At 52.2% G+C, this 23,326-nt stretch carries 24 protein-coding genes and 1 pseudogene; 7 read left to right on the top strand and 18 right to left on the bottom strand.

Annotated features, from left to right (window positions below; all coding sequences use genetic code 11):
• Nucleotides 1–224 precede the first annotated feature (224 nt).
• The 3 genes from LAQ73_RS16310 to LAQ73_RS16320 all read left to right on the top strand — a co-directional run bounded on the left by LAQ73_RS16310 (nucleotide 225) and on the right by LAQ73_RS16320 (nucleotide 1,624).
• A complete protein-coding gene (locus LAQ73_RS16310; protein ID WP_224271052.1) occupies nucleotides 225–593 on the top strand; it encodes a hypothetical protein in 369 nt (122 codons plus the stop codon).
• 201 nt (nucleotides 594–794) lie between these two features.
• Nucleotides 795–1,412 carry an endonuclease/exonuclease/phosphatase family protein gene (locus tag LAQ73_RS16315; protein ID WP_224271053.1) on the top strand — a complete coding sequence of 206 codons (618 nt, stop codon included), beginning with the start codon at nucleotides 795–797 and terminating at the stop codon, nucleotides 1,410–1,412.
• Nucleotides 1,388–1,624, top strand: a complete 237-nt coding sequence (locus LAQ73_RS16320) for an exonuclease/endonuclease/phosphatase family protein (protein WP_224271054.1) — start codon at nucleotides 1,388–1,390, stop codon at nucleotides 1,622–1,624. Before LAQ73_RS16315 ends, LAQ73_RS16320 begins: the two co-directional genes overlap by 25 nt.
• A gap of 107 nt (nucleotides 1,625–1,731) precedes the next feature.
• Here LAQ73_RS16320 and LAQ73_RS16325 read toward each other — a convergent pair whose 3' ends face one another.
• The 9 genes and pseudogenes from LAQ73_RS16325 to LAQ73_RS16360 form a co-directional block, all read right to left on the bottom strand.
• On the bottom strand, nucleotides 1,732–2,244 hold the full coding sequence (locus LAQ73_RS16325) for a PIN domain-containing protein (protein WP_224271055.1): 513 nt from the start codon (nucleotides 2,242–2,244) through the stop codon (nucleotides 1,732–1,734).
• Nucleotides 2,245–2,547, bottom strand: coding sequence for a hypothetical protein (locus LAQ73_RS16330; RefSeq protein ID WP_224271056.1), 303 nt, complete (start codon nucleotides 2,545–2,547; stop codon nucleotides 2,245–2,247). It abuts the gene before it with no gap.
• A 92-nt stretch (nucleotides 2,548–2,639) separates the two neighbouring features.
• Nucleotides 2,640–2,791: pseudogene (locus tag LAQ73_RS17830) on the bottom strand (DUF7558 family protein); the annotation flags it as partial.
• A 637-nt stretch (nucleotides 2,792–3,428) separates the two neighbouring features.
• Nucleotides 3,429–3,923 carry a hypothetical protein gene (locus LAQ73_RS16335; protein WP_224271057.1) on the bottom strand — a complete coding sequence of 165 codons (495 nt, stop codon included), beginning with the start codon at nucleotides 3,921–3,923 and terminating at the stop codon, nucleotides 3,429–3,431.
• The gene (locus tag LAQ73_RS16340; RefSeq protein ID WP_224271058.1) at nucleotides 3,920–4,297 is read right to left on the bottom strand and encodes a hypothetical protein; all 378 of its coding nucleotides are present in this window, start codon (nucleotides 4,295–4,297) and stop codon (nucleotides 3,920–3,922) included. Before LAQ73_RS16340 ends, LAQ73_RS16335 begins: the two co-directional genes overlap by 4 nt.
• A 608-nt stretch (nucleotides 4,298–4,905) precedes the next feature.
• Nucleotides 4,906–5,046: a DUF3368 domain-containing protein gene (locus LAQ73_RS16345; RefSeq protein ID WP_224271059.1), complete on the bottom strand. Its 141-nt coding sequence runs from the start codon at nucleotides 5,044–5,046 to the stop codon at nucleotides 4,906–4,908.
• A gap of 250 nt (nucleotides 5,047–5,296) precedes the next feature.
• Nucleotides 5,297–5,758: a hypothetical protein gene (locus LAQ73_RS16350; protein WP_224271060.1), complete on the bottom strand. Its 462-nt coding sequence runs from the start codon at nucleotides 5,756–5,758 to the stop codon at nucleotides 5,297–5,299.
• Between the two features lie 387 nt (nucleotides 5,759–6,145).
• Nucleotides 6,146–6,646 (bottom strand): hypothetical protein, encoded by a 501-nt coding sequence (locus tag LAQ73_RS16355; RefSeq protein WP_224271061.1) that lies wholly within the window; start codon nucleotides 6,644–6,646, stop codon nucleotides 6,146–6,148.
• An 86-nt stretch (nucleotides 6,647–6,732) separates the two neighbouring features.
• Nucleotides 6,733–9,720 carry a hypothetical protein gene (locus LAQ73_RS16360; RefSeq protein ID WP_224271062.1) on the bottom strand — a complete coding sequence of 996 codons (2,988 nt, stop codon included), beginning with the start codon at nucleotides 9,718–9,720 and terminating at the stop codon, nucleotides 6,733–6,735.
• 204 nt (nucleotides 9,721–9,924) lie between these two features.
• Between LAQ73_RS16360 and LAQ73_RS16365 the strand changes: the two genes are divergently transcribed.
• Both LAQ73_RS16365 and LAQ73_RS16370 read left to right on the top strand, forming a co-directional pair.
• Complete coding sequence (locus LAQ73_RS16365) at nucleotides 9,925–11,604, top strand: YndJ family protein (RefSeq protein WP_224271063.1); 1,680 nt, start codon at nucleotides 9,925–9,927, stop codon at nucleotides 11,602–11,604.
• A gap of 464 nt (nucleotides 11,605–12,068) precedes the next feature.
• Nucleotides 12,069–12,776 carry a CPBP family intramembrane glutamic endopeptidase gene (locus LAQ73_RS16370; protein WP_224271064.1) on the top strand — a complete coding sequence of 236 codons (708 nt, stop codon included), beginning with the start codon at nucleotides 12,069–12,071 and terminating at the stop codon, nucleotides 12,774–12,776.
• A gap of 47 nt (nucleotides 12,777–12,823) precedes the next feature.
• On the opposite strand, the gene LAQ73_RS17670 is transcribed toward LAQ73_RS16370, so the two are convergent.
• The 3 genes from LAQ73_RS17670 to LAQ73_RS16380 all read right to left on the bottom strand — a co-directional run bounded on the left by LAQ73_RS17670 (nucleotide 12,824) and on the right by LAQ73_RS16380 (nucleotide 14,456).
• Nucleotides 12,824–12,955, bottom strand: coding sequence for a hypothetical protein (locus LAQ73_RS17670; RefSeq protein ID WP_255635173.1), 132 nt, complete (start codon nucleotides 12,953–12,955; stop codon nucleotides 12,824–12,826).
• Nucleotides 12,956–13,584: 629 nt separating this feature from the next.
• The gene (locus LAQ73_RS16375) at nucleotides 13,585–13,980 is read right to left on the bottom strand and encodes a HalOD1 output domain-containing protein (RefSeq protein WP_224271065.1); all 396 of its coding nucleotides are present in this window, start codon (nucleotides 13,978–13,980) and stop codon (nucleotides 13,585–13,587) included.
• A gap of 5 nt (nucleotides 13,981–13,985) precedes the next feature.
• Nucleotides 13,986–14,456, bottom strand: coding sequence for a helix-turn-helix domain-containing protein (locus LAQ73_RS16380; protein WP_224271066.1), 471 nt, complete (start codon nucleotides 14,454–14,456; stop codon nucleotides 13,986–13,988).
• 291 nt (nucleotides 14,457–14,747) lie between these two features.
• On the opposite strand from LAQ73_RS16380, the gene LAQ73_RS16385 reads away from it, so the two are divergent.
• Nucleotides 14,748–15,296: a putative phosphothreonine lyase domain-containing protein gene (locus tag LAQ73_RS16385; RefSeq protein WP_224271067.1), complete on the top strand. Its 549-nt coding sequence runs from the start codon at nucleotides 14,748–14,750 to the stop codon at nucleotides 15,294–15,296.
• Between the two features lie 805 nt (nucleotides 15,297–16,101).
• Here LAQ73_RS16385 and LAQ73_RS16390 read toward each other — a convergent pair.
• From LAQ73_RS16390 to LAQ73_RS16405, 4 genes are all read right to left on the bottom strand, one after another.
• The gene (locus LAQ73_RS16390; protein WP_224271068.1) at nucleotides 16,102–16,434 is read right to left on the bottom strand and encodes a hypothetical protein; all 333 of its coding nucleotides are present in this window, start codon (nucleotides 16,432–16,434) and stop codon (nucleotides 16,102–16,104) included.
• Nucleotides 16,435–18,710: 2,276 nt separating this feature from the next.
• Nucleotides 18,711–18,971, bottom strand: coding sequence for a DUF7386 family protein (locus tag LAQ73_RS16395; protein ID WP_224271069.1), 261 nt, complete (start codon nucleotides 18,969–18,971; stop codon nucleotides 18,711–18,713).
• Between the two features lie 208 nt (nucleotides 18,972–19,179).
• Nucleotides 19,180–19,482 (bottom strand): DUF8053 family protein, encoded by a 303-nt coding sequence (locus LAQ73_RS16400; protein WP_224271070.1) that lies wholly within the window; start codon nucleotides 19,480–19,482, stop codon nucleotides 19,180–19,182.
• Nucleotides 19,483–19,632: 150 nt separating this feature from the next.
• Complete coding sequence (locus tag LAQ73_RS16405) at nucleotides 19,633–19,974, bottom strand: hypothetical protein (protein WP_224271071.1); 342 nt, start codon at nucleotides 19,972–19,974, stop codon at nucleotides 19,633–19,635.
• A gap of 797 nt (nucleotides 19,975–20,771) precedes the next feature.
• On the opposite strand from LAQ73_RS16405, the gene LAQ73_RS16410 reads away from it, so the two are divergent.
• Nucleotides 20,772–21,656 carry a PhzF family phenazine biosynthesis protein gene (locus tag LAQ73_RS16410; RefSeq protein ID WP_224271072.1) on the top strand — a complete coding sequence of 295 codons (885 nt, stop codon included), beginning with the start codon at nucleotides 20,772–20,774 and terminating at the stop codon, nucleotides 21,654–21,656.
• A gap of 254 nt (nucleotides 21,657–21,910) precedes the next feature.
• Here LAQ73_RS16410 and LAQ73_RS16415 read toward each other — a convergent pair whose 3' ends face one another.
• Together LAQ73_RS16415 and LAQ73_RS16420 are read right to left on the bottom strand one after the other, a co-directional pair.
• A complete protein-coding gene (locus LAQ73_RS16415; protein ID WP_224271073.1) occupies nucleotides 21,911–22,231 on the bottom strand; it encodes an antibiotic biosynthesis monooxygenase family protein in 321 nt (106 codons plus the stop codon).
• A 358-nt stretch (nucleotides 22,232–22,589) separates the two neighbouring features.
• Nucleotides 22,590–22,883, bottom strand: a complete 294-nt coding sequence (locus LAQ73_RS16420; RefSeq protein WP_224271074.1) for a hypothetical protein — start codon at nucleotides 22,881–22,883, stop codon at nucleotides 22,590–22,592.
• Nucleotides 22,884–23,326 lie beyond the last annotated feature (443 nt).

Raw genomic sequence — 23,326 nt, forward strand, 5'->3', positions numbered from 1 at the left:
ACCACTGTTCAACTCGCAGACCTACTGAACGGCTTAGTCATTGGATTTGGCGTAAAAAAAAGAAGTCATCATGCTGAACACACCCTCTCTATTCAGCATGCGATCTCTGACAGCGGGAAGAGAGGTTCCAGCGATAGTGCTGAATACAGAGCGCTTATCCGTCAGCCAGAGTTCGTAACTCTCCTATACGAAAGGCTCTTACAGAGTTAAAATAAACGCGAAATATGCCCTCCGATTCCCGCCGCTCGTTTCTATCACGTATCCCGGCAATCATGGCAATCACTGGCCTGAGTGGCTGTACGGCTCTTACATCGACCAACACGACGATTACATTTGTGAATGATTACAAATACAAAGAAAAAGAAAAAGCGTCGTTTTATATTCGTCGTGGAAATAAACGAAGCCAAGTGGCGACGATTAGTCTCTCTCCCGGTGAGGAGCGCGTCTTTACCCGCTCTATGAAACGGGGACATTCTGTCGTGGTTACGAAGCCAAACAACAGACTCTCGTTTACGTTTCAGCGAAGCGTTTGTCTCGACCCTGTATTAGAAGTCAATATCAGCGGAGGAATCGCCGGTGGGTGGTCTTGCTGACCACTACATCCTCTATATTCAGCAGCCGCTTAAGGCCAGTTATTGGATGGAACGATCCGGCCATTCAGTGTTCCACATTCGTCAAGATCGTTCAAGAACTGAGCATCCCCCCGTTAACAAGAGATGGTTGCCGTGCTGAATTCGACTGTCGAGCGGCACGGGGCTTTATTTCGTCCCCGGTCGGGGTAGGTACCACAACCCATGAGGGTGATGTCTTGGAATGTTGATGGAACCTTCCCTCCAGCAGGCTCGCCAAAGAAAATCGAACAACGGGTCCAATGGTTAGCGAGTCTTGAACATCTCCCAGAGATACTTCTCCTCCAGGAAGTCAACCCCCACCGCCAGGAACTGTGGTACGACCTTCTGCGGAACAACCTTGGCTACAAGGCGATGACGGACACACTTGACCAGGCTCTCGCACTGGACAACAGCAACGGCCACATCACCGCCATCGCTGGCGATTGGAACCTCTCGGACAACAAAGCCCAATTAGGGAAGGCCGACGCACCTATCGCCCTCGAAGACCGGGAGCTGGCATTCCCAGAGAAGTTCCTTGTCACCGACCTCGCTCACCCAGCCGGCAACATTGAGGTATTGAATATCCGGGCGGTCCCCGGCGGCGAGCACGGAGTTGAGAAGCTCAAACTCCTAGAGGCAGCCTTCGACTGGGTCGAGGCTGCTGACGAGCGCCCTCGGATCTTGGCTGGCGACCTGAACACCCCAAGGCAGAGCTGGCCGACGGACAGGCCGTCACCTTCTGTGACTATCGGAAGCCAAATCTGCGCCGCCGGGGCATGGCCGCCGAGCAGAACCTGTTGAAAGGCCTTGGTCACTTCGGGATGGTTGACGTGTTCCGCGCCGAACACGGCTACGGCGACCTTGACATCCGCGACGTAAGCCACGGCCAGAAACGGTTCGACCATATTTTCGCCTCTGAGTCCCTGAAGTCGATTGACTGTCAGTACCTTGATCACGATAATGATTGCAGTGACCACAACCCTATCGTCACGGACTTCGACCTCCAGGGCTAGTCGTCTGCCACCGAACCTCCTTTCTGAGAAATCGACCAGGAGCTGTGGTAAGCCTTAGAGGACGGGGACGGACGGGTATCCAGAGAACGGGAGCGACAGCCCCGGTGTCAGGGTCCTTCAAGTAACGAGCGAGCTTGTTGCACGTAGCTGTTCGCGCCCCAGCTACGGGCATTGCTGATCTCATCGAGGAGCAGCCGTGCATCGGCAGCTGATAGTTGCTCAGTTCGAACGAGAACCGAGAGTAGCGTCGGTGTCGTAACGAGTCGGGTATCAGCAAGTGAGGCGTGGATCAAGCCAAGTTGGTTGAACTCGTCACAGAGGAAGAGCGCAGCATCGAGATCGTTCGCGAGGGTGACAGCCGCGTTTTCACCGTCATCGAGCGGAAACTCGGCATCGAGGTCGACCGGCTGTGTCGTGAATGAATCCGCTCGGTCGAGCACGGCGGACGCGGCGTGTCCATGGACGTCATCGTACGAAGCAATCTCTCGGAGTTCTTCGATGACCGCCGTTGGGACGACGACCTCGTACCGGGATAGACAGAGTGCGAGTGGATCGGGATCGTCGTCAGTAACGATCCCGAGACTCACGAGGGCGGAGGCGTCTGCGACAAACCGCGACATCTATGCGTCGGCGACCTCATCGATGAAGTCCTCGTTCAACTGCTGTTTCAATACCCGGAGGTTTGCCGCCTCTTCGGCGCCAACGAGCGCTTTGAGTTGCTCGAAGGTGATCTCATCGTCGTAATAGGCGGCGGCAATCTCCTGGATGAGTGCGTCGTCGTGAGCGGCGTCTTGGAGGTACTCCCGAAGTGCGGTCACGAGGATATCTGTTCGGTCTTCCCCGAGGACTGCGGCCAGTGCGTCTGCCCGGTCGATGAGCCGATTAGGGGCCCGAAACTGTACGCGCTTCTTATCGGCGCTCATGATGTGTACATTGTGAGCCAACGCACTTAGTCGTTGTCGTGTGTACGATGTGAGCCTCACTTGGCCCCTATCGATTACTCATCGATCTCGTGTTATTCTCCTCGGATGCGGTTCTCATCGAGATTTCGCGTCCAGTACGGTGTCTGCCCACAGATCTACATCGTGTACACGGCTATAGGGAGCCTTCTAAATAGCCGAGTTCGACACGGAATCGTGTCAGGCTTGCAAGCGCATCAACGACGATTCGGTACACGATTCGCTCGTCTTTTCCGCTCACTAACTATAAAAATGGAAACCGTATCGTAGAGAGTCGAACGGGACACGAGAAGCCAGACGAGTTTGTCACCAACGTCTTGAAGAAGGTCGTTAAGGGGCACAAGATCGAGCACGGCGATGAGATTCAGTGGGTGCAGAATGCGTGGGACGATAGACCGTCAATCTGTCCTCCGAGTGTTGAGCCAGAGCGTTTTCCGCCGGGATTTGGCGAAGTGTAATCGGAGTAGACTCAGTTGTCAAGTTATACGAGTTTCTGGACGGTTCTTGCATGTGATTTGGGGCATAGTATCATTCACAATCGACCATTGAGTCGATCGTTTTCCTTGGCTCACTCGTCACGATGTGACCCAGATTCGCAATCAGCAACACTAGAAGACGCTATTTCGACCTTTTCGAGAAGATTGTTATTTGAAGATAGTGGACGTCTATCCAAAATATATGTTGTGTCCTTGATTTTACTTGCGGATTATGTAACTTCGTACTTCGGACGGGGTATTCTGCTTATCACTGAATTCGACGACGATTTCGAGGAGTATCTCTCCATCCTCATTTGAATATGGTATTTACAAACGATATCCTCTGTGCATCAAGTTCTCTATTAGCATTTATAGAGAAGACGTTTCCTTAGCTTTGTTGTGAAGACGCGAAAACCACTCCGCCTTTTCCAATTCTGGATAGAGTTCAAGCGCCTTGTTGCACCAGGCTTTTATCGCTGAAATCGTTGTTTCTCTGAATTCGTCTTGTCCAACAGTATAGTTACCAAACACCCGCCTGTCGGGGTCATTAAGTCCTTCTGGGGTTACCACATAAGCGAGGCGGGCTGACGTTCCGACAGGTTCTACAACGAAATCAGCGTTGTAAATTGCAATTACCGTCCGCTCGCCACCAGCAAGGGCATCGATTGCATCCAAGAAATCCTCCAAGATGACTCCGAGCGGCATTGCTTCTGGATATTCAGTTTCACTCCCCAATACCCAGTCGTCCTCAATGCGAATCCGAGGCATCGAAGCTGGCATGTATCCCTCAGTGAGGTCGTCGCCAAACAGCGAGGGAGTCTTAATATCAAACGACATTTGAAAATTAGAATTATCTTTGGTCATATCTTCCCTTCGATTAGTTCTATCTTTTTAACAGATTGTGAATCAATCTCTTCGTGTTTCCATCCGATATTTTTGATCCATTTCCAGACACTCTCTCCTTCGTACGGATATGCAGTTCTAATGCGACCGTTCACAGTCACCACTCTTACCTGTGATATGCCGTATTGTTTTTGGATATTTTGAGCAGGTTTGTAACCAATACGTCCATTGGCATCAGTTTCGGTGTCAGCTACTGCTTTGTAGATGAGTTGCTTTGCTTCGTTTTCGGTCATCGTCTCTGGGAGAGTATCTCCATCAACCCTCTGGCCTAATGGCCAGAAACCGGTTGCTCCTTTGCTGTCTTTCTGTTCTCCTACGATGTGGCGTGCGCTCAAGTAGTTCCATCCATGACTCTTGTCGCCATTCCGATCATAGAGCCCGTTCTCAAGCTATCTCACATTGCCCCCAGCGTCTCTGACGACGATTATGGTGTCTTTCAAATCGCCAACCTCAGCGATTTGTAAGAATCCCTCAACAGGCGTTTGTGAGTCGATGAATTCTGATTCGCTTCTACGGAATTTGTCTATCTTGGTAATATCCTCTGCATCGATTTTTTGGCGTTCTATCAAATCAACAGTACGACGTACATCATTACTATCCATTTGATCGAGAACACGAATTCCAGCAGGCCGTCAACGAAGTATTCGTACGACCCTTCACTTTCGCGAATGTTCCAGTGACTTCGGAGTAGGCCTTTATACCCTCTACGAACTCGTTTTCAGGCTGTTCAGCGAACAGCAGATACGAAGAAATGGTATCGTCGGTCATCTATTCCTTCGCTACTCACGAACCATCATCAAGTCGTTGAGTCATCTACTAAGGTGAGTTGACGATGAGATTCAGTGGGTGCAGAATGCGTGGGACGATAGACCGTCGATTTGTCCTCCGGGTGTTGAACCAGGGTGTTTTCCGACGGGATTCGACGGAGAATGAGAGAAGAAGGTTACTCTCTGAGTGTCTCGAGTTTCTGGACGATTATGGTGTAGAGGTTCGGAGCATAGTACCATCCATTGTTGACCATCGAGTCGATGGTATCTGTCGCCTCACTTACCGTGATGTGCTCCCGCTTCGCGAGCATTATCACGATCGAATCGAGATGTCTCCGATAGGGTTGGTTGCTTTACTAGGTCTTGCTTCCTCCGTTACCTTCTGCCATAGTTCGTTGGTGTAATCGACCTCGGTGTGTGTATGTGGACTCTTCTCCAGGGTTACATCCTGTCGAGCTATTCGTCTGCTTGCCCGGACCACCGTCGAAGTATAGACATGATTGAATTTATCGTTTTTTCTGATGAGTAAAATTTCAAAATGTCACTTTCGTTGACGACTGAGATGGCTTAGTGCGACAGCCCAATCCCGTAGTCGTGTTCGCTGGCGAATTCACAGAGTGCAAGATACTTAGTTTCAATTCTGTATTCTCTTGAAGAGGGCTTACTAGGATCGTCAATGGCCTTGAGTTGCTCAAAGAGGGCCTGCAATTCTAGTATTGTCTCACCATAGATCACTAGGTCATTAGTGCCCTTCTGGCGGAAGAACTGCGAAAGCTGATTTGGATCTTGTTCACCAACGTGTCTGAGATCTTCAAATATATCTGACGTTACTCGAGACGCAATATAAAAGTATCCACCTTCTTGGAGGTGACGTTTCCCACGTTCATAGTCTGGGTCATCTTCGATAGATGGCCAGTTGCGTCCGGGAGCGACCTCTTTTTTCCTTTGCAGGACATGCAGGTAATACTGGCGAATCGTCTCAACTGTCTGTTCCTCTTCCGGCACTTCAAGATAGAGTGAAGTTCCCATTTTTATTCACCCATCGAGTTTAGCGTGCTGTGTAGTTCATGTAGTTCATCCGAAGTGTACCCAAGTGACTCGTCAAAGCCCGCGTTCTTTGGTCCAATCGTAATCATCTTATCTACATCTTTACCTGGGTCGAAGGGATGGATGACGAATTGATTCGCAGAAATTCCCTCTGGGGAGGTCTTTGCTATCTTTGTATTTTTGAAACTCTTCTGTTCTAATGTAGAAAGGGTATCTTCGCAAAAGGAAGAGAGCCACAGAACATCCTCTAGCGAAATACGTTCAGATTCAATAGGTGAGGCGTTTCCACCGCTGTTGACTAAGTAGATATCTTCTGGCTTTGCACCCAATTGTGGTGCCGACTGTTTCAGGATGTGAAGAGCAGGTTCATTAGTTCCTAATCATATCTGGCCGTACACCTAACTCAAGAGCATTTCTACAAAATAGTTTGAGAGCGAAAAGGTGACCGTAGATACGTAAGTTTCGACGAGTCTTTTTATCTGGCTTCGCTTCTTCATCAAATGACGCTGCACCTTCGACAGTAGCATGCTTTTGATTTCGGATCGCGGATTCAATTTCCAGCCTCTCCCGCTCAGGAAGAAATTGAAGCGATTGGAGACCAGCGTTGCAGAACGATTCCAGCCATTCAACATCTTCTAAGGATATCGGTTCAAAAGCATCGTCCGAGATTTTCTGGATGTCTGATTCAGGGTAGATATCGCGAACTTCAACTCCTAATTCTGGGACTGGAACTTGTAAAACCTCCAGGAATCGCTTGGTGTCTACGTTATCAGTTGACAACAACTGAGCTGTCTCAACAAGTGTGCGCTCTACAACACGAATGCGATACTCTGGATTCGCATCTATCTCACCATGGTAAGCTTTCCGCATTGCTGTGTACTCTTCGTCGGTAGATGGTCGTTCTGGGAAGTATAGACTCCGAGTCTTATACGGTCTGGTGAAATATTCGTTCATTTTTAAGTTATCTTCGAATACGTTTCGAACACTTCACTGACTTCTCTTTTAGTTGCCCCAAACGTGTAATCTGCATAGTATTGAGCACCGATAGGTCCCGTAGTGAAGGTGTCGTAGGTGTTCTCCTTTGGCATTTGGGACAGTGATAATTCACCGCCTCCTGCTGTGGAAATCTTATCAACTTCATCTCGTCGATTGTAAACGAGATCCAATACGTTCCTCTGTTGCTCAAGGCCTTTCCCAATGTACTTGTCTTTCTTTATTGAGTTCTTTGTCTCTCCAAACGCTACAACTCGGCCGTTTTCATCAAGTACGACAGAGTCAATCTCAGCTAGCTCATTGCCTCCTCCACGTATGGAGACTTCTGCTTTGATAGTATAGCTTTGCGGATAGACCTGCCGAATCTTCTCATTAGCGAGGGCTTCTGCAATCTTATCCTCGTCGTTTAACGACCGTTCATGACGGAGTTTTAGAACTGTGTTCACCATCCTATTATGATTTCGTATATCTATCCCTTCTTCTGTCAGATATCTAATGCGCGAATCACTAACACCTACATCCGACAGCTGTTCGGCTACATCTAAATCGTCTTGGTGGAGAAGATAGTCTAGTGTGTTATCATCGAATTTGGCGACGAATTTCGCTCCTTCTGCATCTCTGCTTGAGAGATAATTAGCAAGGTTTGATGCTTGGTTGTCATTCAGATCTTGTCCACCGATGATGTCGTATTTCCGCTCAAGCCTCCAAATTCGATAGGCAGAGCCAACCGAATCGGCGGATGCCATTACTTTCTTCGCTTCATCACTCACTCCGGGAGCGTGGCTCACTACTCGGACCTTCCCGGCATCGACACGTCCATTCAGCTTCCGCAGGACGGCCGTTCGTTCCGATTTTCCGACGAACTCCTTGACTTTATTGTACTGTTTGGTACTCTTGGCCGCTTGTTTCGCACTCTTCGCTGCGCTTCCACCGAGCGCGATCTTAGAGATCTCTGCAGCGACGTATCCTGCGTACCAGTTGTAGCGGTACTCTTCGTAAAGGGCGGTCCCAGGTGTGTACGGATTGTTCGCTTGCTGTTTTTGCTCGAACTCTTGCGCGAAGCTCTCGATGAGTTGTTCTAAGACTCCAGCCTCGTCGAGGAGCGCGATGAGCTGCTTAATGCCGTCAACGAACCCAAACGGATCTTCGATAAACCCAGTAACTGCCTCGTGAGCGTCTTTGCCCGTACTACCAAGACTCGCTGCGAATCCAGAGAGTTGCCCGATTTGACCAGCGACCACCGGTGTGAAGATACTATCCTCGTCGAGTTCTCCGGCGACACTCCCGTAGAAGTTCGCCCGCTGATATCCGATTTCCCTAATTTCGTTGTCGTGACGGTCCTCCGCGGTGATGAACACCGTCGTCCCAGTGAGCGAATCGAGACTCGTCTCGAAGAACTTCGTCGTGAACTGCGCATCCTCAGTAGTCGATGGTGGGTAATCTGAGAACGACTGATGGTAGCGCTCAGTGTCACCTTTGACGACGGCCGTGCGCTTGACGCCGCTAGCGTCTTCGACCGTGTAGATGATGCGGTAGTGCGTCTTCGAACTGAACGCTGGCTTACGGAACGACGCATAGCGAACACTCACCTCGGGCGGCCGGAAGTCGTGAAGCGTCGGGTCGCCCTCGAGTTGGCGCTCTCTCCCGTCAAGGATGCCGTCTCTGTCAGTGTCGTACTTCGCGGGATCAGTGCTACTCAGCAGTTCATCAAGGTCGTCGAATCCGTCGAAGTCCGTGTCCGCGTACAATGGATCGGACTTCGAAGAATACTGGTTCAGGTAGTCGGCTTGGTCCGCTGCATTTGCTTGGAGCAGACCGATCGAGTCGTCTTTGCTCGTCGTCGTGACGACCTTGGTTTCACCGTTCGATTCTTCGTAGTTGTCGAGACCGTCACCGTCCGTGTCGGCCATCGTCGGATCGCTTTCAATGCGGAAGTACCGCCCGTAGTCGTACAACGACCGAGCACCGACTTCTTCGCCGTCGGTCAACCCGTCACCGTCAGTGTCGGCACTGTACGGATCAGTCTTGACCGTCCCACGGTAACCAGTACGAATCTCTGCTTCTTCGACGGAGTCACTCAGACCATCGCCGTCAGAGTCGTACGAGATCCGCATCGACCGCAACGTCACTTGCGAATCGTTCAGTGCGACGAGTCGGAACGCGACTGTCTCGCCTGCGTATTGACTGAGGTCACGACGCACCGTCTGGGAATCTCTTTGAGTGCCATCGTCGCCCTTGCCTTCGACGTTGAAGAAGCGCGTGACGTGAGTGTCCTCGTCGACGAGAATGAACATCGCCTGCGAACGGTCGCCCGTCGCTTCGCCAGTGACCTCCACTTCGACGACGATCTCCTCTGCATCTCTGAACGTCAGCGACCGACCGAACGTGGAGTTAGTCGCCTGCTGGCCCTCGTCGATTGGTTCGTTCGGATCGTCCGCACCGGGATCGTCGCCCGGCGGTGTCGGGTCGTACCCACCGGTGGGACAGCCGTTAGGTCCGCTACCCGCTTCGTTTGGACAGTCGTCGTCGATGTCGTCGACCCCGTCACCGTCGGAATCCTGCGGACACCCGTTGTTCGTCCCCGGCGTACTCGGACAGTCGTCGAAGAAATCGATTCTCCCGTCGTTGTCGCTGTCGGTTGGCGGAATACACCCGTATTCCGTCGGATAACAGAGGATGCCAATTTCCTCACCTCCGTTCTTTTCGACGCCCTTGACGGAGGCAGTCTTGGAAATCTCCTTCCCCACGGTCACTCCTTCACCGGAGGTGTCACACGTCGGGTCGTTCTCGCCTTCGCACGCCCAATCGTCCGGCTCGGAGAAGTCCTCGGTAACACTCCAGTTACTCGGCAACGGATCTTCAAACTGTTTGGCCCACTCGGACTCTTCGAGGACGACGAACGTCCCAAACGAGTCGGTAGTTCCGGAGACGACGTCTGACTCGGTATCCACCGTCGACTCCAACTCGACGAACGTCTGCTTTTCGCGGTCGAATCGGAAGACCGAGATCAGGAGAGGTGGTGCCAGCCGTAGAACTACTCTTATTACGGGAAGAGTAGCTCATATTGGGTGGTAACTGTCCGTCTCAGTAGACAAGTTATTCCCATTGGTCATTTGATACGCGGATGAATGAATGCTCATCGTCGTTTCGACATCGTGACCGTCGCAGGCTTCCTTTGCTGGGCCATCGCTTCAGCACTTGTCACGATTTCTGCGCTCTCATTAGACGGGCCGGCAACCGCTACGCTGGCCATCTCACTGGCCGTATTCGTGGTTGTTCCGCTGGTTGCACGACTCGCTGATCTTCCGTTTCGAACGGGAAGGCGGTCACGGTGGTATCGAGCAGCCTCGTTTTGTAGTCTTCCATCGGCCCTCGCCGCAGTTGCCTCACTTTCCCTACCAGCCGGTTCCATCGCGGCCCTCCTCGCCGTCCCGTGGTTCGTCGTAACCAGCCTGCTCGCTGTCTTCGGTCTTCAACGAGGCTTCCCGAATACCCACCGGCCCGCTGAACTCGCAGTCAGTGTCGCACTTTTGTACCTTCCAGTCGCGGGCCTCGCGCTTGTGGCTCACCGCGCCGATGTGACGTTTGGATTCGGTGCGACGACGATGCTTCTCACCGTCGTACATTACCACTATGCCGGCTGCGCGCTCCCAGCGTTCGTCGGCCTACTCGGTCGTGAATCTGGCGAGTCGAGAACCTACCACGTACTGCTCGCAATCGTGTTGGTTGGCCCCGGCATCATCGGTCTCGGAATCGCGTTCTCACCGATGATCGAGCTGGTAGCAGCAGGCGTATTCGGGATTGTTGTCGCCGGGGTCGCAGTCTATACACTCGTCTTAGTTTCTTCCCGAGATGGGATCGGTTATGTGTTCGTCAGCGTCGCAGCCGTCACAATCACCATCTCCATGGGAGTTGTCGTAGCCTATCTCGCTACCCGTTTAACGTTGATTACGCTCGTCACGTTCGATACCATGCTTCGGGGCCACGGATGGCTCAATGCCGTGGGATTTGCGTTAGTAGGACTCGTCGGCTGGCGGGTGCTTAATCCCCCGACTGAGGCCCCACTGCTTGGGATGCCCATCAGTCAGATTATTTCGAACGGTCGTGTCGGTGCTGACTACCTTGACCGCTACGACCTCGTCGCAAACGGAAATACGACAGGGATGGTCGATGGATTCACCGCGTTCAACAGTTCAACCTTCGAGTCGAGTCAGATAGAAGCAAGCGTTAGAGCGTTCTACGAGCGGACTGCAAATTACGATCTCCGTATTGAGCCAACGTGGGAGCGTGGATTCCGTCTCGGTGCTCGGCTGTATGCACGGCTCAGTCGCCGCATCGAACAGATGAATTTTCCAATTGATGACCGTGATTCAGATAAACTCTCGAGTAGAATCATTCCCATAGGTGATCGCGCCGACGGTCGTGAGAACGTCCGTGCTTGGGTCCGGACGTACGACGAAACAGGCGCGGCGATATACGTCGCCTTGTACGCAACCCACCGGTTCGACGACCAACCGTATATGAACATCGCGTTTCCGCTCCCGTATTCGAACCTAACGAGCGTGCTGACGGTCGAACCTCTCGGTGTAGCTGATTCCGATGGGGTTGTTCTCTCGACGAAAGGAGGTGGCGATGCGGGAATATACGTTCGAACACCGGTCGGTCCACTTCGGATACCGATGAATGAGACAATCCGCGTCTGGGTCTCCGGCATGGGTGATGCGTTTCCCGAGGGGTTCGATGATGACGGCTCGGACCTCTTTGCCCGTCATGAGGTGACCTTATTCGGTCGGCGGTTTCTCCGCCTTGATTATCGGATAGTTGAGGTTCAATAGCCAAGAGACTTCGACTCGACGGTACTTGTTCGTATCCCGGTCGATTCGCAGCCCTACGAACCAGCAGCGTCAGTAAAACCGAGATGAGTGAAAATATTCTCCGTGATGAATGCATCCTCTATAATCAGTATCCGACATTTGACACGGGGTGAGTATGTTCTACAGGAGCGTCAAATAGACTGCGTGTGTTCAGCAGTAATAGTGGTAGTTCGAAAAGTACCACAGTTGCTACTGTCTCCGAGACGGGATCAAACGGTTGATGGCGTGAGTCAGACTCTCAGACAATCTATATCTTGGTCTGAGTCTTCATCGCAGTGATGAGTTTTCGCTTACGACTCGCTAGCCGCCCACTGAGGTCGTTCGTTGGGATTACCTTCGGGTTCACGTGGCTGTTCTGGTTCACCGCGCTCCTCCTATACCCTTCTTCACTCCCTCCTAGACAACGAGTCCCGGGTCAACTGCTGATGATTATCGGGTCGTTCGGTCCGTTCGTCGCTGCTCTCGTCGTCGCTCGTGCAACCGGTGAGTGGGACATGTTCAAAGCACGGCTGTTCCGATGGCGGGTGAGTCTTCGCTGGTATCTCCTCGTGCTTGCGCTTCCGGTGACGACCTTCGCTCTCGCCTATGGCACCCACCTCGTCCTCGGTGGCGCTCCGTTCGACGCTACTCGTGGGCTTCCGCTCACTGCGCTCCCTGGGGTCTTTCTCGTGACGCTCCTCGTCGGTGGCGGGAACGAGGAGCCCGGATGGCGCGGATATGCGCTCGACGAACTCGAAGCACGATTTGGCCCGCTAACCGGGACACTCATCCTCGGTGCGCTGTGGGCGCTCTGGCACTTCCCCGCCTTCCTTGACCCCGCCAGCTCACAGAACACGGTGCCGCTTCTCGCGTGGATGATCGGCGTCTTCCTGAACACCATCGTCTTGACATGGTTGTTCAACCATACTCAGAGTATCATCATCGCGGCGCTCTACCACGCCTTCTTCAACGTCGTCGGCATCTGGCCTGCCACTGCCATGCCCCTAGAGCAGTTCGCTCGGCTCTATTGGATCGCCGTCCTCCTCTATGGCGCCTTCGTCATTGCACTACTGTTAGCGACGCGTGCAACCCTCGGCTTTACGTCCCAGCCGCCTCTCACCGCCCGGACCAAGACGGTCAGTACTGAAAACTAAAATCCATTCAATCGTCGATCTCCGGACAATCAGTTTCACTTTGCCGGTTAGATCGGAACCCCTCGGTCCTTGTACAGTTCGCTAAAATTCATCGTCCCGAGTTCCTGTTCCCAGTCGTCGGGGTTTCCCTGTGCACTGGGGTACTGATTGATGACGTAGACACGAGGCGATCGGAACACGATTTCGGCCTGATCACCGAATTGGATATGATTGAAATCATCTCGTGAGGCGTGAGCGTGATACCAGTCACTCTTGAGTAGTTCGTAATCGGTTGCATCGAGGCGGGAGAAACCTAATTTGAACCTCACGTCGCTGAAGTCCCGTCGGAGGCGTTCGGCAGTACTGCGAGTCACTCGAATGTCGGTAGGCGATCTCACGAGTTCTTGGTATTCCTCGGCAACCCATCCAAAGATTCGCTCTTGCCCATCGGACCACACCCAACACAGATCGGCGCCCATGCGTTGGCCCTGGAATTCCCATGTGACCTCAATTCCCTTGTACGAGAGAAACCCGATGTTGGAGATGCCAGTGGCGGTGAGACAGCCACTCACCCCTGTGGTTGCGAAGAGACCTGCTGCTGTGAGAAATCGCCGTCTGGAGGGCATAACCGGAGAGACGGCTCTACGGTGGTATAACTCAATCGTCCCGTGTCGAATACCGTCTCTACTCACTTTGGGATGCTGCATACACCCTCGGTATCTCGTACGCTGCTTCTGACAAGGACTGGGTGGGTTTCAGCTATCGTGTTGAATAGAGAGCGCGTAGAATTGGGGGGAGCCACACCTGCGTAGTTACCCCACTCCCATCATTACTCCTCGTCTGTCAGTGGTTTCTCGACAGGACTGAAGACGGTCACCCAGCCTTCAGCATCTATCTCTACCTTGTGATTCCTGTAGCGGAACTCGGTTTTTAATTGAGTGCCGTTACGGGTAGCCTCAGGACGGCCAAACAGGGTATCTTCGACGCTTTCTGTGTCAACCACCTCGTAAAGCGGTGGCACTTTGATATCCAGAATCTCGACCCCCTCGACCTCCGCGATTGTACCGATGATGACAGTGGTCAGGTCGCGTTGCTCGTCCGGGTCGTAGTGGGCTTGTGTCTCAAAGGTCCAGTCTTCGCCCGCCGTTTCGCCATTCTTGCTGACTCTCCTCTGTTTTTTCTTGGGACTCTCTGTTGACATTGGTTTCTCTGAATTATCGTCCATCGGAGTTACCCTCCTTGATAGTCCTGCCGTGCGTGGATTTCCTGTGCGCTGTCGAGGCTCGCCCCTGCTCCTTGTAATACCGAGAGCACCTGTATGGCGTTGAAGTCTGCGACGATTGTCTCCTCGACCTCACCATTGTCGAACTCGACGATGTCCAACTCCATCAGCTTCGGAATGTGAGAATGATAGAGGGAGGTGTACATCTCGTTGCGGTCGAAGTTAGAGACGTCCTCCTCAGGGATTTCGTGCTCCCATGCGACGAGTTTCGTCGCCAACTCTGTGAGCGACCAGCGCGAGTTTGAGAGGAGCGAGTAGAGGATGTAGCGCCGCCGTGGGTGTGCGAGCGCATCGAAGATGAAATCCATCTCCAGAATGGCTGCTGGTGGCGGCTGGACACTTTGGATGTAGTTATCGACAGCTTGTTGTTGTGTCTGTCCGCTCTCAGACTGCTCAGACTGCCCCGGCTCTTCGTCCATCAGGCAGTGTACCCCACGGGAGGGGGTAAAAATTGCCTCTTAGTATTGGAGACAGGGAAATCTTCAGGATTGGGAAGTTCTCTTCGGGTCATAATCTGTCTCCATTGTAGGTATTACTCTGCTGAATACACCCTCTGTATCTCGCACGGTGTTTCTGACTGAACCTTGGTAGTTCGCAGAGGTGCTGCTAAATACAACGCGCGAATCGGCCACTACAGGACATTTACGAATATTCGGTATAGGTTGTCAGAGATGCAGCTACGTTATTATGCTCAGGACTAGAGTAGGGTTATGGTAGTTGAGCGTCCTCCCACAGAAATTACTGAGGAAGGGTGGTACTGGCTTCGGGCAAAGGACGTTACTGGATTCCCTCGAATTGCTCGTGACACGTACTTCCCTACACATGATGTCATCCGGCCAGCGGAGACGACTGAAGCCGATAGTCCAGACTCAGAGAACGAAGCGCTACGCCGGATCGGTCGAAAAGCGCTGGACGAGTCGTATCTAAGTGGAAAGTGGATTATCGAGCAGTCTCCAAACAGAACCGATGCCCTCTGGAACGACATCATCGACGACGTTTCAGCGGAGTACTTCTGGGATGCGAAGGTCACGACAGTTTTCGGACGAGAAGCATTCGAGGAAGAACTACATGCGATTCTCGTCTACACTCCGAATTATTTCGACAAGGCTGACGTAGTGCGAGTTCGAGAACGCCTTCGCGATACCCATGGAATCACTGAAGAAATATGTTATAAAACAGATATATTCACGCTATTGGGACTCTACGAAGAAACGCTCGATGAGACGGGGGTATCCGATGCGGCCAGATTCGTAGAATAACGAACCCTTCTATCCACGAGGCTCGCTCTCTCGCTCAGTAAGCGGCCGGTGTGACCAGTTCATCCTCCTGATCGGCGTGGAAACGAACGCCAGTCCCGTGCTGCATACAACCTCTGTATCTCGCACTCCGTTACTGACAGCAATTGAGGTGTTCGCTCACCGTCTGCTGAATACAGCGCGCGTCTCGGTCACTAGCTCAACACTTGATATGAGCTAATCAAGCAGCTCGGTACAGAGAACTGAACCATCAGGGGATTCCAATATGTCGGTGACGTTGGTAGAGATAGACGAGTGCGAATAGGGTGTTAAGAGACGGGAGGAGGAAGAGACCATAGTAAACTAACGAGGGCGTCCATTCTGAGGAGGGAGCCCCAGTACGACGGTCATGAGAGACACCGATAAGAGACGCAATGACCGTTAGCATGTGAAGTATAGTAAGACCGGCCAATATCAGCCATCCACCGGATACATTAAAGACGAGGAGTAGGTGACCTGTAAAGTACGCAATGTGAAAAGGGAGAAAGAGCGCCATTAGAGCTATCGCTACCCACCATCGATTCTGCTTCATTATATCGGAATCCTCTACAGAAGATAATTCAGTCATACATGATACATCACTAGATAGGAGTAAAACAACTACTGGTCCATTCGCACTCCTACTTAGCGTTTCGTTCAGCGCCATCGAGGCGAGACAAAACTGGACTCTGTCGTGAATACACCCTCTGTATCTTGCACTCCGTTATTGACAGCTGTCGAGAGGTTCGCTCACCGATTGCTGAATACAAGGCGTGTATGTTGCAGGAGACTACGGACAGGGCGGGGTCCATGGATGTTCACTTGCTGGGGTGAGAAAGAAACCCGGCACACCACCTGTTGGAGGAATATCGATTCGAACGAACATACACCCCTCACCGTTAGTCTCGTCATCTTCTGCGGTCAACTCGTACGTGATTTGAGTTCTCTCAGAGAGACCGTACGAGAGGGTATAACTAGCCGGCTCATTCGACCACGTCGGTTCGAGTTTGATGATGTTCTCACCAGGTTCGGTTCCAAGTATGAGGACATCCTCGAAGAGTGTCTCATCTTCACGTTCCAGCTTAAGTGAGAGGTTCTGTGGTTCGTCGCTACCGTTTGTCACCCAAAGCGACCCGAGTCGGAACCCGGCGTTACTAACGCTAGGTAACTGATTTAGACAGCCTGCTGTAGCGGTGGTACTTACGAGTGTCAAGACGGTTCGTCTGGAGGGCATTCAGCACATATAATGTGGCTTGTTACTAATAACCTCTCGCGAAGAAAAGTGAGAGACGCATCCTCTGTATCTCGCATGGTGTTTCTGACTGAACCTTGGTAGTTCGTAGAGGTGCTGCTGAATACGGCGCGTGTATTGGCCAGCGACGGACAGTTCCTGCTCTTCTCGGTCAAATGTTGGCTTTCAGTGTCGGCTCTCATCTCGGGTGATCAATGTAAATCACAAATCTCAACTGAAGAAGGTGTGTCCTCCCTGAAGTCAACAATTGTAAGCTCCCTCAGCGTAGTCTCTCTGACCCGTCACTTCGACGTATCGTAGATTGTGGTCACAACTTGCTGTGATTACTCCGATAATTCGGTCATCGCTTTTTACCGAGACGATAACACTGGGTTCGTTGGGGAGATCCTTGACAGTCAACTCACGAGTTGATCCTTCGGTGAGGTTGGCTGTTGTGACGTGACGGGCAGAGTCTGGTAATACAACCGTTGTTGGTGGATTTTCGTATCCTGATGGGCGAAATGACCTCAGACCCGGAGGGATAGACAAATTGCCTACATCTCCAGTGCTATTTTGAATGCCAATTTCCTCTACAGAACCGTCTACGATCCATACCTCAAACGTCTGCGTCTCGTTTGCAGAGTTGATCAGTCCGACTGTGAGAGGCCCTTGCTGGTCTCCACCTACGAGTGGAGTCATGCTACAGCCAGCAAGGATCATCATCGAGGCGAGGCCAAGAACTGCGAGCAACCGGCTATCTGAATACGTGGAGTTCAACTTTGGCTCTGATCCACCATCGAATCACCTGTATATTATTCTATCAACTACACAATGTTTTGCACCAATTTCAGCCTCTGAGATGTCGCGGTGATCAGATTTCGTTTGTGTCTGCCTACCGTCATTGGTCCTCAACACTCGTCCGATACCGAACTCTGTCGTTTCTTAGAATTCTCAACTCAGAGACAGCACTAAGCTCCGAGAAGGTAACTCAGTAACAACGTGCTCCGACGAACGCTTCTCTCTGTCGTACTCATCGTGGCCCTCGCAGGCTGTACTGGGTTGCCGATAGACCAACCGATTAAGCAAGAGCAACTTGCAACAGTCGTGGTTACCAACTCTGTGAACTCGACAACGAGCTTCGAGATTTTCGTCGTTCAGCGCCCGGCAAACCTCACGTACAAGTTAAGCGATGGACGGACAGAGACTCGCTCAATTGGTGAAGGAATTCGGAACTCACATCCTGGGGAGGGGCGGTCGTTCGTTTCCGTCGAGCCAGAGGAGTCGGCCCGCCTTCATGCACGATACACACTGGAACCTAACGAATCAAAACGGACCTCAGTTGATGATCTCCCTCGCAACTTTGCGATAATAGTTGTCGTTTACGATGATAACGGCGATATCCCCTCTTTCGCTACGGTCAATTGTGATGACCTTGCGCTCGCTGGTCTTGGAGTCACCCGTACGTCTCATGGTATCAGTATCTCACACTCGTGTGTTGAACCGGAAGGTGGGTTGCTGAAAATCTAATCCGATTGGCACCGGCTCTCGATACCCGTCAATACTGGAGTCCGTCGTCGTTTCTCAAAATTCTCAACGCAGAGACACCACTAAGCCCCGAGAAGATGACTCAGCAACACCGTGCTCAGACGAACGCTTCTCTCTGTCGTACTTATCGCTAGTCTCGCAGGTTGTGCTGGGTTGCCGATTGACCGACCGATTAAGCAAGAACAGCCTGCAACAGTCGTGGTTACCAACTCTGTGAACTCAAAGCAAACATTCGAGGTATTTGTGGTTCAAAAACCAGCCAAGTATACGATTCGAAGGAGTGATGGAATCAATGCTACCGGCGATATCGGTGAGGGAGTAAATGTCTACGAACCTGGTGACAACCGCACTTACACAGCGGTCGAATTGCCAGAATCTGCTCGACTACATGGTCGATATACGGTCAGACCAAACGAATCACAGAGAATATCTGTAGATAACCTTCCCCGTAACTTCGCTATCTTTGTCATCATCTTCCAAGATGAGAATAAAATCAGCTCTTACATAACCGCCAATTGTGATGACCTTGCTCTCGCTGATCTCGGAGTTGACCGGAAATCCCACGGTGCAAGTGCCTCATATAGGTGCGTTGAACCGCAAGGCGGGTTACTGAACTTCTAACCTCACCGCCAGCGACTCTCAATACTCGTCCGATACCTCAACCCAACCACGTCAGTATTACAGCAGTTCTTCACCGTCTGCGGCGGATACTCGTCTCGAACGTCCTCTAAATTCTCTCGACTCTGCACCAAGTGCGTCAGCGCCGCGTCGATCACCACTGACATCGGCGGATCGTCACTCGGATTACTTGCCACGATTTCCCTGGCTTGCTCTAACAACAGCTGGCGGTCGTCGGTCAACTTCAGGCTGGTCCGTTTGGTCATATAAACGAGGGTATGCATCGGGGGGTCCGATGCGTGAATCTGCGGTCACTCAACAGCGATTCGTTATCAATCGGATCCGCTCGACCGTCGCGGCCGTCTCGATCACGCCGAACGGTGAACCGATTTCTATGCACCTGCGCTCACCGAAGTGAACGGGAGGGTGCATACATCGAGGATACTGTATACATCTGCGCTCAACTGGGAGGGGTTAGAGTTGAACACCCGCTTCCAAGCGCTTGCTGACTTTCTCTTCGGTACGTTGTTGCTCCTGGTGGAGTTTCATCGCGGCGAGACCTTGCACCATCTCAGTTTCTCGAAGCGGCTTGAGATCTTCCTGGCCGTCGGGGATCGCACGCACGACGTAGACGCCTTCACCCATACGCTGAAGATGCATCATCTGGCAGTCTGGGATCGTTCCATCCTCGTCCATGATGCCGTCGAGCGCCAGGTCGCCTTTGTCGAGAGAGATCGTCGGGGTTCCGGTTCGGTTGCTGAGTTTACGAATTGGCATTGGTGTGTCCACCACCGCGGCCATCCCATGGTACTTAACTGTACATGGCCCCCCGAGAAGTCGAGAGAGTGAAACCCAGTTCTGTTGAAACCCTCAATAAGTGAGAGTTCGCAGAGGTGCTGCTGAATACAGTGCGCGAGTCGGCCAGATCTACGCAGACGGCTTCGCTGAAGAGTCGCAAAGTGCGATACGGACGCTACTCTTTTTGACACTGATTATTACGACTTCTAATTCATGCCTTTTTGCGATGTTGCTGATACTTTCAGGTGTAGCCTCTGGGTTAGTAGTGACGGCACCCCCGCTACCCGGAAGTGAATCCCAAATTTGTATCCAGAGGGATTGATTCTCACGACGTAGTCCGCCTTCACGTATGATATCTCCAGCGACCCATTCTCCAGATAACCCCGGCACTGCTGTTTCACCACTCTCAAACTCAAACCCCGAATAACCCGCCTCCTGAAGTTCCTCAACAACCTGTTTCCAATCAGTCATTGGTCATCTGGTTAACCTGTGCTGCTGATAAATTCACCCTCTCTATTCAGCACGTGATATCTGACAGCGGGAAGAAAGGTTCCAGTGACTGTGCTGAATAGAGAGCGCGTATTGGTCAGTCTCTGATTCGGAAAACCCACCACGACCGTATCCCTTCGGCGAACACTGTGAGTGGTGACAAAATTGGTGAGAACAGATACCAGTCGTAGTAGATTGAAGGATCGCTACCGATGTCTGGCCCTGTGAAGAAAAGCATGTATGCGACAGGGAGTGAAACTGCAACGGTGGCTGATATCGAATAGAGGAATAGACGCACGAGCGCCCGAGTCTGTAACTGCTTGAGTGCCATGAGAGACTTTGCGACGAGTATCCCTCCAAGAGAGGCGAGTGGAACGATGATAAGTGGTGCAAACAGCCCTCGACCATCGATTGGTGTATGACCAGGCGGTAGGGGATGATAGTTGGCCTGAGTGATGTATAGACTAAATCCGAGAAGGGCGATACCGAGGAGTAGTACCAAACCCGAGATTGTCCGACTCTTTAACACCTCTTACGTTGGTAATGCGGTTGGTAAATGTTTTCTCCTGATTTGATACCCAAACTCGGGGAGATTTCATTCTGAGAAGGGTAACTCTGCTGGACGCGGCCTCTGTATATTGCATCCCTTGCTGACAGCTATTGAGGAGTTCGCTCATCGCCTGCTGAATACAGGGCGCGTATCGGTCACTGAGACCGCTACGATTTAACCTCATCAGAATCGCTACAAATATTCGTGTACTGCACGCCGATAGACGCAAATGTCGACCAACCGAGTTCATTTCCTGGATGTATTCGCACAGGGGAAGTACACAGGAAACCAACTGGCGGTCGTCCGTGACGCATCGAACTTGTCTACTGATGAGATGCTCGCCTTCACCCGTGAGACAAACTTCTCCGAAGCGACATTCATCGAATCGCCCGACACGACAGAAGCCGGATACGATGTCCGAATCTTTGACCCCGCTGAGGAGATCCCCTTCGCCGGCCACCCAACACTCGGAACGGCATTCGTAATTCGTAAACACCTCCGAGACGATCTTCCGGAGGAAGTTGTGCTTAATCTCGGCGTCGGTCAGATTCCCGTTTGGGTTGAAAACCACGACGGCTACGAGACCTACTGGATGCGGCAAATTCAGCCGACCTTCGAGGACGAGTTCTCATCGGAACTGTTCGGAGATATTCTCGGTCTCGACACAGCGGATATCGATGACTCCCACCCGATCAGGCTTGTCTCGACGGGTCTTCCCACCGTCGTTGTCCCCTTGACCTCCCTCAGTGCCGTCCAACGAGCCGAGCCCCAACTGGAACCGTACTATAATCGACTCATCGATTCCTACGGCAACTTGAACGTGCTCGTGTTCTCTTCTGAGACGTCTGAGGACAACGACCTGCATGTTCGAGTATTCGCTGACTGCGCTGGCGTCCCAGAAGACCCCGCTACAGGCTCCTCGAACGGTTGCCTCGCCGCCTACCTCGTCGAGCACGACTACTTCGACACGGACGAGATCGAGGTCACCGTTGAACAGGGCTACGAGATGGATCGCCCCTCACTCCTCCAACTTCGAGCGGCGAAAGTGACAGATGGTATTAACGTCGAAGTCGGAGGGCGCGTGATTTCTGTCTTAGATGGACAACTTCGATAAATACGTACTGATGTTGAAATAGAATTTTCACCCAAATCAACATGAACACATTGTGTCTTCCGTAATGAATGAACGCTCTGTATCTTGCAATCCGTTACTGACAGCGGTTGAGGAATTCGCTCACCAACTGCTGAATAGAAGGCACGTATCTTGCAGAAACAGGAAATTTCGATTACGGCTATTGAATTGGCCGATACAGGGAGGTACTCGTTATCTGCTTGCAGACTTCACTAATCAAACCAGTCGGTGATCCCCTACACGAGTGGGCTCGCATCGTCACTGAACCCACTTCCATATGTCTCAACGACTTCTGTAACGGTGACCTCATAGGCATCGTACCACTCCGTCCACCGCTGTTTCGCGCGTTTGTGGTCCGTATCCGCTCCAAACGACTCGATTGCGTCCAACGACTCCCAGTAGTAAACGACAAGAACCTCCTCACTATCCGGTGCATGCCACGTCTGCTTGCCCAGATATCCCTCCGTATCCTCGGCAGCCGCTTGTATCGCGTCATTCAACTCATGAAACTCCGCATCGTACTCACCCGGAGCGAGGCGGAACGTTACCAAATACATCTGGACTATTCACTCGTCCACGCAAAGAAGACGCTTCCCCTCAGGTCATACAACGGTTAGCAATCAACGACTCACTGACCCACACCCAAGTCGGGGTTGGGTTTCTGGCCACCCTCGCCGGGAACTTCACTGTACTACTTGACCATTAGTGTGTTTATGGGTACACTACTCTGTGGGTTTGCCGTGGCTCTGATATATCAAGTGTATCGCACACCCGCGAATCGTCATTCAAGTTAAAGAAAGTCTCCAGAGGTGGTGTTGAGTGTTGACTCGCGAGATCGAGTTCGTTCTTTGATAGATATGCACACCTACCTAACGGTTGTTTCGCCATCGAGAAAGTGAAAGCAATTATACACAATTACTGAATACACCCTCTGTCGAATCGGTCTTGGCCCATGATGCCCTGCAGAATTTCGATGTAGTGGTCGACGATGTCTTCGACGGCCGTCGTGCGGTCGATGCCTGCGTTGAGTTGGTCGCGAATATCGAAAAACGAGAGCGCGGGGAGGACCTTCGCACAGTCGAAGTAGTAGACGTTCTCAAGTGAGCCATATTTGGCGTAGTGCGCTCGGAGGTACTCTTCGGGCATTCCGTCGCCTTTCGGGTCGATGAGGATGTCAGCACCGTCTGTGACGTTGTGGTTCGTGAGCATCGCGTTGATGAGCGAGGTCGATTTCCCGGAGCCAGTTTTCCCGAACCACGCAACGTGGAGCGGTTGGAGTGATGGTGGCAGGACAATTGGGTCGTCGTCGGGCGTACCGTCTTGGATAAGTGGCTGTCCGAGCGTGAGACCTGCCCCGCGGTAGTGTTTGAGTTCGGTTGTAGGTGGACGTGGTTGTGCGGTCCGTTCACCAAGTGTTGGATCGACAGCGCGTTTCCCAGCGGCGGTGAGTGCCGCTCCATCGAGGACAGTGAAGTTACCGAGTTCCGCTGGGTCGGCGATGATGGCTTTCGAGCGCGTCGGTGTCCACGGCAGTCGCGTTCGGAGAGTGTCGTAATCGGGTCGGTGGAGTGATTGGGTTCGGACATCGTCGACAACATCTCGTGGGCTGCGTTTCGAGTCGGGTGTTCGGACTACGCCGGTGATCGCATAGC

The organism is Haloprofundus salinisoli, from assembly GCF_020097815.1.
Taxonomy (GTDB): Archaea; Halobacteriota; Halobacteria; order Halobacteriales; family Haloferacaceae; genus Haloprofundus; species Haloprofundus salinisoli.